This window comes from Martinezella tropici (assembly GCF_008370325.1).
Taxonomy (GTDB): Bacteria; Pseudomonadota; Alphaproteobacteria; order Rhizobiales; family Rhizobiaceae; genus Rhizobium; species Rhizobium tropici_B.
Genome location: NZ_VNIP01000001.1, coordinates 522,344 through 534,911, shown reverse-complemented (window position 1 = coordinate 534,911; position 12,568 = coordinate 522,344). Strand labels below are relative to the sequence as shown.

The 12,568-nt window shown below is 59.6% G+C and carries 14 protein-coding genes; all 14 read right to left on the bottom strand.

What is annotated here, in order from left to right:
• Positions 1-8 precede the first annotated feature (8 nt).
• Entirely contained in the window at positions 9-275 is a 267-nt protein-coding gene (fliQ, locus tag FP026_RS02675) for a flagellar biosynthesis protein FliQ (RefSeq protein WP_004114921.1), read from the bottom strand.
• A gap of 32 nt (positions 276-307) precedes the next feature.
• Positions 308-796 (bottom strand): flagellar hook assembly protein FlgD, encoded by a 489-nt coding sequence (flgD, locus tag FP026_RS02670; RefSeq protein WP_149633071.1) that lies wholly within the window; start codon positions 794-796, stop codon positions 308-310.
• Positions 784-1,236, bottom strand: a complete 453-nt coding sequence (gene flbT, locus FP026_RS02665; protein WP_149633070.1) for a flagellar biosynthesis repressor FlbT — start codon at positions 1,234-1,236, stop codon at positions 784-786. Before flbT ends, flgD begins: the two co-directional genes overlap by 13 nt.
• Positions 1,233-1,580: a flagellar biosynthesis regulator FlaF gene (gene flaF, locus FP026_RS02660; RefSeq protein ID WP_037203287.1), complete on the bottom strand. Its 348-nt coding sequence runs from the start codon at positions 1,578-1,580 to the stop codon at positions 1,233-1,235. The genes flbT and flaF overlap by 4 nt, the downstream gene beginning before the upstream one ends.
• A gap of 37 nt (positions 1,581-1,617) precedes the next feature.
• A complete protein-coding gene (locus FP026_RS02655; RefSeq protein WP_149633069.1) occupies positions 1,618-2,670 on the bottom strand; it encodes a flagellar hook-associated family protein in 1,053 nt (350 codons plus the stop codon).
• A gap of 3 nt (positions 2,671-2,673) precedes the next feature.
• Positions 2,674-4,164, bottom strand: a complete 1,491-nt coding sequence (flgK, locus tag FP026_RS02650; RefSeq protein WP_149633068.1) for a flagellar hook-associated protein FlgK — start codon at positions 4,162-4,164, stop codon at positions 2,674-2,676.
• 24 nt (positions 4,165-4,188) lie between these two features.
• The gene (locus tag FP026_RS02645) at positions 4,189-4,500 is read right to left on the bottom strand and encodes a hypothetical protein (protein ID WP_149633067.1); all 312 of its coding nucleotides are present in this window, start codon (positions 4,498-4,500) and stop codon (positions 4,189-4,191) included.
• A 290-nt stretch (positions 4,501-4,790) separates the two neighbouring features.
• Positions 4,791-5,462 carry a transcriptional activator Rem gene (gene rem, locus FP026_RS02640; protein ID WP_149633066.1) on the bottom strand — a complete coding sequence of 224 codons (672 nt, stop codon included), beginning with the start codon at positions 5,460-5,462 and terminating at the stop codon, positions 4,791-4,793.
• Positions 5,463-5,742: 280 nt separating this feature from the next.
• Entirely contained in the window at positions 5,743-6,336 is a 594-nt protein-coding gene (locus FP026_RS02635; protein ID WP_432444084.1) for a transglycosylase SLT domain-containing protein, read from the bottom strand.
• Positions 6,278-7,867: a flagellar hook-length control protein FliK gene (locus FP026_RS02630; protein WP_149633065.1), complete on the bottom strand. Its 1,590-nt coding sequence runs from the start codon at positions 7,865-7,867 to the stop codon at positions 6,278-6,280. The genes FP026_RS02635 and FP026_RS02630 overlap by 59 nt, the downstream gene beginning before the upstream one ends.
• Before the next feature lie 2 nt (positions 7,868-7,869).
• A complete protein-coding gene (gene motC, locus FP026_RS02625) occupies positions 7,870-9,174 on the bottom strand; it encodes a chemotaxis protein MotC (RefSeq protein ID WP_149633064.1) in 1,305 nt (434 codons plus the stop codon).
• A gap of 3 nt (positions 9,175-9,177) precedes the next feature.
• Entirely contained in the window at positions 9,178-10,608 is a 1,431-nt protein-coding gene (locus FP026_RS02620) for a MotB family protein (protein WP_149633063.1), read from the bottom strand.
• Positions 10,605-11,237 (bottom strand): hypothetical protein, encoded by a 633-nt coding sequence (locus FP026_RS02615; protein WP_149633062.1) that lies wholly within the window; start codon positions 11,235-11,237, stop codon positions 10,605-10,607. The genes FP026_RS02620 and FP026_RS02615 overlap by 4 nt, the downstream gene beginning before the upstream one ends.
• A 268-nt stretch (positions 11,238-11,505) precedes the next feature.
• On the bottom strand, positions 11,506-12,483 hold the full coding sequence (locus FP026_RS02610; protein ID WP_149633061.1) for a flagellin: 978 nt from the start codon (positions 12,481-12,483) through the stop codon (positions 11,506-11,508).
• Positions 12,484-12,568: the final 85 nt, after the last annotated feature.

Sequence of the window (12,568 nt, the reverse complement as noted above, 5' to 3'; positions counted from 1 at the left end):
CCAGATGTTTAGAATCCAGACTGGATTCTCGAGAAGACGAGATTGGTGAAGATCGAAATCTGCGAGCCGACGAAGGGAGCCGTGACGCCAATCGTCACCATGACGGCAACGATCTTCGGCACGAAGGTCAGCGTCGCCTCCTGCACCTGAGTCAATGCCTGGATCAAGGCAATCACCAGACCAACGACCATGGCGGCGAGAACCGCCGGACCGGAAGCCACGAGCACCGTCCAGATTGCCGCCTGGAAGATATCCAACGCATCGGCTTCATTCATGGCAACGTCATCCTCTGTTCAGCAGCTACTCATTAGCTGCCGGTCGAATCCGTGTTCGACGAATCGCTGTTGCCAGTATCCGTCGAAGCGGGCGGCGTATCAATGGTCGTACCCGCAGGAGCGATCGTCACGCCAGCCTGGATCAGGATCTTGTCGCCGGCATTGGTCTGCGCGATGACACCGTCCGAATAGACGGTAACTTCCTTGATGGTGCCCGTGGTCTTGCCGTCGGCACTCATGATCTGCTTGCCGATATAGTCGGACGCCTGCGAGATCCACTGGTTCTGCAACACGGTTTCCAGATGCGAATTCGTCTGGATCTGCTGCTCGACCTGGGAGAAGCTCGCCAGCTGAGAAATCTGCTGGCTGGCGTCCATCGGGCTCGTCGGATCCTGGTTTTTCATCTGTGCGATGAGAAGCTGCAGGAAGTTATCATAGTTCAGGGTAGCGCTTGTGGCAGCAGTTGCGGCTGTTTTCGAGGAGCTGCTGTTCGTGCCTGTAACGGCGTCTACCGCTGCCATGGAGCGATCTCCCGGCGGATATGCTCGATCGTCGCCGCCGGCATTTCCTGATTGTTCAGAATATTGTCCTCAATCGGGTAGAGGCCGCGGATCGCCTTCAACGCGTCGAAAGCGCGCCCAGTCGCAACGAGGCCATCGATACGCTTCAGCTCGGCCAGCACTTCCTCGTTGTGGAAGCACGAAAGCAGCATGACGATCGACTTACGGAACATGGTCGTCGACTGCTCCTTGCCCTCCGGATTGACGAGGATCATCTGCGCGATGAAGTAGAGCTGACGCAAAGGCGTCGTCGCGTCTTCGGGCTGGAGCACGTGGTTCTCAAGCAGGAATGTCACATCATTCAGGAATTCCAGGGCGACCTTGCGATCGACGCGCAGGACGGCCCCGTTGATAAAGATCTTTTCCCCGGCTTTGAGCGATATGCGAAGCGTACTTTTCATTTAAGTCCATCCCTGATGATGGTGGTGACATCGATGATGCCTTGATAATTTTCCGACTGACGCCGCCGGATTCGATCGCATTCCTTCAAAATCCAGATGGCGATCGAGATGAGGTTGGCACGTAGTTCGACATTGAGCTGGTTCTCCGGACTTTTGAGGTCCTCCACGAAGCTGACCCATACGCGCCGCGTATAGAAAAGCGCCTCGATCGCTTCGCGGCCGTATTTCCCCGCATCACGGGCCGCGGAGAGGAGAGCTATCGACCGGTCCAGAACTTGCCGTTCTCTTTCCTTGGCGTCGGCCACCGCATCCTGCATGACTTCCGCATATGAGAACTGATACATTCACGCATCCTTCCTGGTCATTCCTTCCCTTTGATCATCAAAGGTAATTTACAAGGCTAAGCTGCTGGATCTTTGAAACAATGGTGTAAGCAGTCTGGAGCTGCGTCTCGAGGCTGTTGACCTTGGTCGACGCTTCATAAGGATCTACGCCCGTCAGATCGCCCAGGCTGGTATTGAGAATGGTCTTCTGGGCATTCAGCGTCGTGTTCGCATCCGAGAGGCGCGACTGCGACAGGCCGAGCTGGCTTGCCTGGCTGTTCAAGCCGTCGACCGCCTGGCGCGAATAGCTGATGGCCTGATCGGTCACCGCATTCAGCGCATCCGAACTCAGGGCCGGCGTCGTCTTCATCAGCGCATTGGTGACGCTGGTTGCAAGCGCCAGATAGCGAATGCCGGAGGAATTCGAATTCGTCGATGTCTCCACCACTTCCGAATTGCTGATGCGGCTCGTCATATTCTGGTCTGATGCGCTCGACCAGCTTGCCCAGCTGGTATCGGAGGTGAACATGGGCTCGACCTTTGTCGTGATGAAGTCCTTCATCTGGGCGCCCGTCAGATTGCTTGTCGATGTTACGGGCGGGGTCTGAGCGGCCATATACGCGGTGAGCGCGGTCTGAATTGCCGTATTCGTCGCGGCGGAGTTATCCGTCATCGGCTGAACATCGGTATTGGTGCCGGCGAAAAGATATTCGCCATTGACCATCGTATTGGCGGAAGCAATGACGCTCGAAAGGGTGGAAGTCGCAGTCGACTGGGTCAGCGCTACGCTGCTTCCATCCGTATTGCCGCGCAGGGCCACCAGCTGATCCATCAGCTTCTGCGCCTGGCTGCCCATATCGCTCAACGCGGTCTGGGATGAGGTCATGCGCTGATTTGCAATGGAATTGCTGCTGAGAATGGAGTCGATACGCGATACTTCCCGTGTCAGGTTCACGCTGAGCGATGTACTGCTGCCCAACGAGACCCCGATGTCGGCATAAACGCCCGTGGTTGCTTCTGTGGAAGCGCTGGTCATCTCATTCTGCGCCTGACGGATCGTCTGACGCATGGCGTTCTGAATGGCCGTGCTCGAAATGAAAGAAAGTTTCATGGCTTAGCTCGCAATATCCAGTACCGATTGAAGCATCTCATTGACAGCGTTCAATATCTTCGTTCCAGCCTTGTAGGACTGCTCGATATCCATCATCAGCGTCAGTTCTTCGTCGAGGTTGACGCCGGTCGCATTCGAATAAGCGCCAGAAGAGCGCGATAGTGCCGCGGATGTGTTCTCGGCCGCGGTCGTTGCCGTGCTGCGCTGCCCTTCGAGCCAGCCGATGGAACTCGATGCATAATCCATGAGGCTGGCCTTGGTATCGGAGCCGGCCGTGGCATCGAAATCCATCTTCGTATTCATGGCAGTGATAAAGGCATCCAGCTGGGTGGAATAACCACTGCCACCGCTGGTGTTCTTCGTGTAACCCGTCTCTCCAGTCGCGGCATTGTTGTTAATACCACCATCACGCAGCAATGTCGGATCGCCGCCTTGAGACGTGATTAACTTTGGATTAACGGTTATCGAGCCGGCCAGGCCTGTGACCACGGTAGCACCGGTCGGAACGCTGCCGCCGCTCCAGGTAAACAGGCCGGGTAGAGTCGGCTTTGCGGGATTACTATTCGTTTCCGCGAACGTCGTCACCAGGCCGCGCGCGATCTCATCGAGCTGCTTCTGATAGGTCGGCGCGGCATCGTCCCTGACCTGCAGCGCCGCCTGGAGGCTGCCCTGTGCTGTGGTGTTCGCACTCTGGCCTGGGGTCAGCGCAACGCCGTCGATATAGACATTGTTGCCGACCGTGCTTGCCGTATAGGAATTTGTCGGCTGAAACGTCACCGTGCGCGGAATGGTTTCGAACAGGGTCGTTCCGCTCGTGGTATAGAGCGCCATATCGTTGTTGTCGCGCGTCACCGTCGTCACGCCGACAATCTTCGAGATCTGGTTCAGGATCGAATCGCGCTGATCGAGGGCATCGGCAAGGGCGCTGGACGTCGGCCCGGCGGTCGTCGTTGCCGATTTCACCGTATCGTTTGCTTCCTGGAACTGCTTCAGCAGGCTGTTCAGCGAATCGACGTCAGAGCTGATTTGCTTGTCGGCATCGGTTCGTGCGTTCTGCACGGAGGTCGTCGCATTGTTCAGCGACGTGACTAGGCTCTGGGCCGCGTTGATCGCCGACTGCGCCGCCGTGGTGCTGGACGGAGAACCGGAATAGGTCTGCATCGCCTTCTGGAATGCCGAAAGAAGGGTCGCCGGCGCGATTTCATTGTCGTTTCCGCCGAGCGTAGCCGACTGAAGATTGCTGTAGGCGCTCAGAAGCAGCTGCTGTGCCGAATCCGATGACGAAGAGCTGAGATAGGCCTTCTGCAGCGCCGGCTCGCTGCTGCGGTCGATCTTCACCACCTGGGCGCCGGCCATGTCGGTGGTCACCACCGCCTGTCGACGCGAATAATTCGTGTTGCTGGCATTGGCGATATTGTTCGACACGACACTGCTCTGCGTGCCGGTATTGTTGAATATTGCCTGCGCGTTATTGAGAGCTGTTGTGAGCGACATGACTGACTCGATACCCTATTCGTTTTAGCGCCGCAGGATGGCCGATGGCGCGCCGGAAGTGTCGGAATAGCCTGTCAGAGCGAGGCCGGCGAAGTTCATCAGATTATCGTTGGCACGGCATGGATGGCCGCCTGAGCCAACCGGGAACGACCATCTGCAAGCAGACTGGGATACACGAACACCGTGGCTGCGGAGATCGGGACCGGCAGCCTGAACATGCAAGACGCCCGCCCCTGCCGCGCCGGCAGGATGAGACGACGTGGCACCGGCAACGCCGTCAAAAGCAGGGCCTAGACGAGCTGCCCGTGCGTCCACTTCCGCAAAAGCGGTCTTCATGCTGCCGAAATTCCTCATCTGGAATCCTCGTTATCCTTCATACGACTGAGAGTAGGTGGCGGGCCTTGCGTGAAGCTGTCTGAGAGGACGAAAAGCCGATCATCGCGAAAAGCATATCCGCAAGCGCCGCATTGCGGCTTTATCGCCGGCCAACGCCGGCGAAAATCGTAAGGGATCACGTACCTATCGCGGTGATGACGATCCGGCGCGGTGCAAAAGGATAGGCCCGAGAATCGGGTGATTCTCGGGCCTATTCATGAATTTAGCATCCTGGATGCCGATCGGAGACGTCAGCTCCAGTCGATGCAGTAGCCGAGGAAGCGCTTGGAATCGACAGGATCGAAACCGAGCTTCTTGCGCAGCTTCTTGCGCAGCTTGGAAATATGGCTTTCAACCACGTTTTCTTCGACCTCTTCGTCGAAGATGCCGTAGATGGCGTTGAAGATCTGCGTCTTCGTCACCCGGCGACCGCGATTGGCGATCAGGTATTCGAGGATGCGGCGCTCGCGGCGCGGCAGGGCGAACACGGAACCGTTGATTTCCGGATCACGGCCGTCTGCGAAGACGCGAATCGGGCCGATATCGGTATAGTTGTTGATCGCCTTCAGCCTACGGCGGATCGCCGCGGCCCTGGCTAGGATCTCCCGGGGATGCACCGGCTTGCGAACGACATCGTCGACGCCGCAATCGAAGAGTGCAAGGGTGGCCTCCAGCGAGGGCTGGTCGCTGACCGCGATCACAGGTGCCGTCGTCCGATCACGAATCGCCCTGGGAAGTTCGAGCACATGCTGGCCCTGCCCAATCAGAAAGGCCTCAACAGCAGCAATATCGCCCTCTGCCGCCGTCGTTACCCATTCGCCGAACTCGCGTGGATCAAACCCTGTGGAAGGGATGCCCTCGCGCCCAAACAGTGATGTATATCCGTCCTTAACGAGCTCTCGCTCATCAACCACTACGATCATTCGTCCGCCTCCGAATCAGTGTGGTGTTTCGATGACCTATGGGTACGAATCGGGCGAATCACGAACAACTGTCGGAAATGAGTGACGTAAATTAATAATTGATTAACTTTCGAGGTGCGATTTGCACTAGATGTAGTAGGTGCATTGCATTCTACACCGATAAAAAACTTGTTAGTTAGCGTATTATCAACAAGCGCATTTTGGGCAAATCGACGGCAGTCAACCACCCTTGTTGGGTTAGTGCTGGCTAACCAGAAGCGCGATGCAACCTATAGGTTGTCTAGTTCTGACAGAAGGTTGCCGCATTGGGCGTCCATTTGCCGTAGCCAGTGGCGACCAGATTGGCGATCACACGGCATACATAGACCTTTTGGGCGGGGTCGTTGTTCGGGCCGGCATGGTATCTCGCTACCGCCATCGTCCAGGTTTCATGCCTGTCATGCAGATTGCGGAGAAACTTCGCGGCATACTCGACGTTGCTGCGCGGATCGAACATTGCGTCGACGGAGGTAAAGTTTTCGCCGTGAAAATACTGGTTGATCTGCATGCAGCCGACGTCGATAAGCTTTGCGCCGCTCTGCCTTGCCGCGGCGAAGACCTGCAAGGCAGCGCCCTCCGACGGCGGGAAGATCGGCCGTCCCTCGACATTGAGGGCGTAGGGATAGAGCGATCCCTTGCGCCCCGTCTCCGTCAAGCCGACCGAATAGAGGATCCCTTCCGGTATTCCGTACTTCGCGGCAGCAGACTGGATTTCGCGCTCGCAGAGGCCGGCCGCACCATTATCCGGTGGCGCCGGATTTCCCGACGCATAGGCTTCAGAGGTAAACGGCGCCAGAACGAGAGCGCTGAACGCCACCAGCAGCGCCGTCTTCAACACCGCCCTCACCCGAACTGCGATTGCCATTGTTTCCATCTGACTGCTGTCCCGAATAGTTCTGGCCCCTGGGACGCGCGTCGCCCCCTTGCCCCTGGTTCAACAGGGACTGTTGCTGGTTCGACCCGGAATTGCGGCCGCTGTCCGACTGCTGATCCGCATTGGAGGCCAGGGTGACGGTAATATTGTCCACCTGGTAGCCTTGGGCGCGCAGCGCATCGACCATGTGGCTCTGATCGGCATGGAGCTGCCTGTAGGCCTCGCCCGTCTGCACTTTCAGGTCGACGCTCAGCTGACCTCCGGAAAGCCGCATGGTGGCTGTGACGTCGCCGAGATTGTCGGGACGCAGCTGGATCTTGAGCGTGTTGACGACCTTGCCCACGCTCGACTGATTTGCGGTATTGGAAAGCGCCGAACCCGGCTGCATCGCAGCCGACCACTCGCGATCGCCCGCCAATGCCCCTGCGACGAGCGACGAATTGGAATTGGTGGCAAGCCCCAGATAGCGGCGGGAATCCAGGACCGTGATCGTCGGGGTATCGCCGCCCGTGGAAGCCGCGACCTTGACGTCTGCCGCCTCATCTCCGCTCTTGCTGATCGAGAGGTCGAGCGCGCCGCCGCGACCGTCCGACCGCGTCAGGCGGAAGGTCTGCGCAGCATCCGACCCCTGGCCGTCATCCGGCAGCGTCACTGCCGCATCCGATGCATCATCCGTAACAGCCGCGTTGCCGAGCGACATCCCCTGAACCTTCGCATCGTCGGCCGTCTTGCTCGGCTGCGCCGTGGCGGCTTGTGCGGCGACGACGGGCTGCGGAACGTTCAGCAGCGACAAGGCATCCGAAATCGTATTGGCAGCTTGGCTTGCTTGCGTCGGCGTAGACTTACCATCATCCGTCGACTGCGCGTCCTTCCCGCCTTTCACGGCGGGTGCTTTGCCATCGCCCTTTACTGGCGTGGCTTGACCGTAGGCCGTCGTGAGATCGGCCAATTGCTGCGCGAGCTCGGCAAGCTGATCGAGCGTGGCCGGTTGTGCCGATACATTGCTCGTGACGACGGCGGGCGTTGGCGAACCCGTGACTGCCGCGGTCTCATCGCCTTCTGCCGGAACCGTGTCGTCCTCCGTCGCCGATACCGCGTTCTGCAGTTCGATCAGCGATTTCGAAAGCGCGGCTGCGCCGGCGCCCTGGGACGGCTTTGCCCCCTTGGTCGGGCCAGCGAGGTTGGCGAGATTGGCTCCGGAGGTATCGATCATTCCAACTCCGGCGTTGGCGCCCACATCGATGGCTAAGGTTGTCGACGCGGAATTGCTTGCTGTCTTTACGGCATCCGCATCGTCATCGGCTGTGGTGTTTGCGTTCGCCGCCGCATCCGTCCCAGCATTCGGACCGGAGGATTTGCGCCCGTTGCCGAACGAGCTGCTCAGCGCATCGATAAAACCTTTACCGTCGCCCTGCTTCGCGGAGCGGGGGCCCTTGGCGGTAGCAAGAATATCCGCCCCGGGTGAGGCGCTGGATACACCGATGTCGTTCATGATCAATGACTTTCCTGCTTCAACAGGCCGTCGATGGCATCCAGCTTCGAGCGGCTCGTCGTGACGAATGCGTTGAACGAAGAGCCGGCCTCCTGCCGCCCTCCCTCCGGGGCGGGAGCCGCGTTCGCCGAGGCTCCCTGCTCAACACCCGCCGTGCCGGGAGATTGGCCTCCCGATTGATTCGTCACAGCAGCATCGTGTTCAGTATTCTGTTGATTGGGCAGGTTAGAAACATTGGCTTGCCCGAGGCTTGCTGGATCGGGGGCGCGTAATATCTCCTGCGCGACCGCCTTTGCGGCGTCGCGCAGGGCACGATCGCGCGCATTCAGCTCGCCCGCCGGCATCTGATTGAGATCGTTGATCGCCGACTTCAGCTCCGGCGTGGATATGCCCGCCACGCCGCCATAGAAGTTGGCCAGCGCGCCGAAAGCGTCGCCGTCGGTGGTGGAGATCGCCTGGGCGCGGCTGGCCGCCAGCGCGGCGAGATCAGCCTTGCCGGCAATCGCCGCCCGGCGCGCCATGCGCAGATAGATCTCCCTTTGCCTGGGAGGGTCCATGAAGGACAGGATGTCAACAATATCCTGCTGCTTGATGTCGGAATCGTGATCCACCACAAGCTGCACGAAAAGATCGGCAAACTGGCTGGCATAGGGCGAATGTAGAAAGCGCCTCGTATAGCGCCGCGCATAATCGAGCCCGGCCGGCACCATCCCGGCATCGGCGCATAAAGCCAGAGAGCGACGCAGCGCCGATTCCTCGACAATCGTGCCGGGCGCCATCAAACGCGCCCAATCGTAAAGCTGCAGGGCCGCCTTGCCGTTCTTGCCGGACATCACGTTACCGGCAACGAGCGAGAGATAGGAACCGATCGGCCTGTCGCGATATTCCCTGGCGATATCGGCAAGCGTATTGACGACCAGCAGCCCCTTGCCGTTCAGATATTTTCTAAGCACGTCCGCGACGCGATTGTCGAAATTGCCGTTGAGATCGCGCGACATCAGATATTCAAGCGTTTCGGGGTTGCCGCCGCTCATGGCATAGATCAGCGCCGCATCGACGTTGCGGCTGTCCTCGAACACGGATTTATCGGCATTGCGCAGGCGTTCGTCCATGGTGGCAAGCAGGAAGCGCTGCATCTCTCCGGCGGAGCTGTCGCCCGCCGCGACTGAATCCTGGACGAATTCAAGCGAGCGCATCATCTTGTAGAGCGGCAGGTTGTCCTGCCCCTCGGCGCTCGCGATCCCCGGCATCAACATGCCGAGGGTGAGGGTGAGCGCGAGGTGATGACGATGCTGTTTGCGCGCCATGGACTAGCCCTGCTTGCCTTGACCTGACTTGCCCTTCCCCGAAGCGGGCTTGGCGGGGCTTTGCGCATCCGGGCTCGCCCCTTCCTTCACAGCCTGGTCCGAAGGATTGGCAATCAGGATCTCGATACGGCGATTGGCATCGTTGAATGGATCGTTGGGCAGCTTCAGCCGTCGGTCCGCAAAGCCGGAGACCTGCACGACCCGCTTCTCGTCCAGCCCACCACTGGTCAGCATATAGTAGGCGCTCTGGGCGCGATCGAGCGACAGGCGCCAGTTGTCGTTGCGGCCGCCGACCATATAGGGACGCCCGTCCGTGTGGCCTCGGATCAGAAGCGATCCCTTGCGCGCAGCCAGGATCTTGCCGATCTTCTCCATCGCCAGCACCATCTCCCGCCGCGGAACGGCCGAGCCGATGTTGAACATCGGATCATTGCTCTGATCGGAAATCGTGACCAGCACGCCGCCTTCGGCCGCGGTGACCTGCAGCCCCTCGGCGAGCTGGCCGGCAACACCATTGATCTCGGCCTGGATCGCCTGCTGCAGATCCTTGGCTTCCTGCTGCTGTACCTTCGTCGGCGTCACATCCTTACGCTGAGGCAGGGCGGCATTGTCTTCAGGCATCGGCGCGTCGCTTTGTGCGGAGGACTTCGCAATTTGCTGGGCTTGCGTCTGCTTTTCCTGCTGTTTGCCGGTTGCCTGCGGCTCGCTTACCGTCGGCTGCTGTTCAGGCGTCTGCGGCTGATCGGCGGGTTGGCCGGTGTCCGCAGCCGTCGCCTTCGACAGGGCGATCACTTCGCCCTTGTCCGTTTGATCCGACTTCGCGGACTGTTCCTCATTCGCCTTCTTCGAGGCGCTGGAAACCCGAACCTGCTTGGTCCAGAAATCAGGATCGAAGGGATCGCGATAGGCCTGGCCGCCATCCGCGCCGGTGGCAGGGCCGGACTGGGCGGCACCGCCCTCGCCCTTGGCGCTGACATTGGCCTGCTGGCCGACTTCCTGTGCGATTTCCGCCAGGACCGAATAGGGATTCTCGAAGAAATCGGCTTCGGAATAGTTCGTCTGGTCGCCCGACGTCGATGTCAGATCCTCACCGGTCTTGGCGGACTTGCCATCGTTCGGCTTGTCCTGCGGCTTATCCGATTTCTGCTGGTTCTTTTCACCCTGAGCCTGGTCGACGGGCTTCTTGAGCCCCTTCTCGGTCGGCTTTTCGTCCGCCAGCTTGATGGGATTGAAATAGGAGGCGACGGAGGCCTTCGTCTCCTCGTTGGCGGCGTTGACCAGCCACATCACCAGGAAGAAGGCCATCATGGCCGTCATGAAGTCTGCATAGGCGATCTTCCATGCGCCACCGTGGCCGGCGTCATGATCGCCGCCGCCGTGGCGCTTGACGATAATGATCTCGTGCTTGCCGTGATTTTGATCGCCGTCGCTCATTTCAGGATCTCTTTCAGACTAGCGGCCCAGGCTGACATTCGGGTCGCGAGAACGCTCTCGCCGATGGTGACGGTGAGATCGACGTCCTGCGTCTCGACATGGCGCAACAGGGCGCCGTCATCACCGAGATACGCGTGAAGAGCCTCGAAGAGATGATGCGGTCCGCTGACGGAGATCGATCCGGCGCTACCGTCGAGAATGGCACTCCTGACTAGGTCGGCAAGATCGGCAACGGCCTTGGCTGTCAGCGTTTCGGTCATGATCGGCGCAAGGATCGCCGCGGTTTCCGCGCTGATCGCCTGCCCGAGCATGGTAGCCATGCCGGTCACGCCAGCCGCGATCTTCTCGGCCGCCTGCTCTTCGTAGCGCGTCCGCAAGACCTCCATTTCGGCCTGAAACGAACCGGCCATGGCATCGAGCTCGGCCTGATGCTTCTGCAACAGTTCCTGCGTCGCGGCCTCATGTCCTTCCGCATAGGCGGCCCTGCGCTCGGCCTCGATATCGACGGGCGGCTCGATCGGGCTTTCGGGAAACTCAATCATCTCCGCGAACGCCGCGTCCTCCGCAGGCGGCGGCAGGGCCTGCTCGGCGCTGAAATCCTTGAGGTATCGGGATAGTGCCAGGCTCAAGCGCGCATCTCCCCACTCGCATCGGAAAGACGCAGCGCGTCGGTGCCAGCGGAGGGCAGCTCCATTCCCATTCTCAAAACGTCGATCATCACGCTTCCGGTTTCCGTCCTCGGGCTGCGCTTTCCGGAAATGACTGACGTCACCGGCACATTGCGCAACCATGCCACTGCGAAGGACCGTAGGCAGTCAAACTTGTGCGAGGATGAATGCGGCGGCCTTGCCGGTCGAGGGCCGGTCGAGGGCCGATCGAACCGGGCCGCCGCACCCATCATTTCGACTGAAGGAGAATCAGCACCTTGCTCGCCATGCTGTTGGCGATCGACAACGCCTGGATACCCATCTGCTGGGCCGTCTGCAGCGCATTCTGCCGCACCGACGCCTCTTCCATATGCGTGTCGACGAGATCGCCGACGCTGCTCTTGATGGCGTCGCTGAGCTTGGAAATATAGTCCGACTGGTCGTCGATATTCGATTTCATCAGACCCAGTGTCGAATCCGCCGAAGTCGCGGACTTCAGAAGCGAGTTGGTGACATTGATCATATCGGTCAGCTCATCATCCGTCGTGCTGCTCGATATCCCAATCTCCGTTCCGCCCGCCGGGGCCGTGCCGGCGTCGGCAGCCAGGAGATAGTAGTTGCGGGCCGTGGTGCTGCCGCCGGAGGTATCGAACGTGCTCGCATCGACATTCTTCGTCAGCAATCCCCGGCTTGCATCGGCGGTATCGATCATCAGGGTCTGGGAACTGTCATAGCCGATCGTCGTGAGGCTAATCTGGCCGCCAGCGCCGCGCGTGAAATTGCTGATCACGGATTGCTGCGTGCTGGGGTGCTGGTCAGTATTGTAGAGCCAGTTTTCGCCGGAGAAGGATGCCGATTGGGTAACGGATTGCAGCTGATTCTTAAGCTGCTGAATATCGGAATTGATCGCATCCTTATTTGTGCCCGCCTCTTTTGCCGAAACCAGCTTCGACTGGATCTGCGTCAGAAGGCTGACGACCGTATCCATGGCGGTGGACGCGGTGTCGACCTTGGAGGAGCCGAGGCCGAGCGCATCCGTGATCGTGGAGAGGCTGCTCCGGTCCGAGCGCATGGTGGTCGCCATCGACCAGTAGGTCGGATCGTCGCTCGCCGTCTCGATGCGATAACCGGACGAGACCTGCTGCTGCACGACACCGAGATCCTTGTTGATTCCGCGTAACACGGTCAGCGCCGCCGACGCAGCATGATTCGCCGTCACATTGCTCATCTGAGAATCCGTAATTTCATTGGGACTGACAAACCGGGCCGATCCGGTAGCAACGATTGGCCTCATGCCCACCAGCGGGGAATAT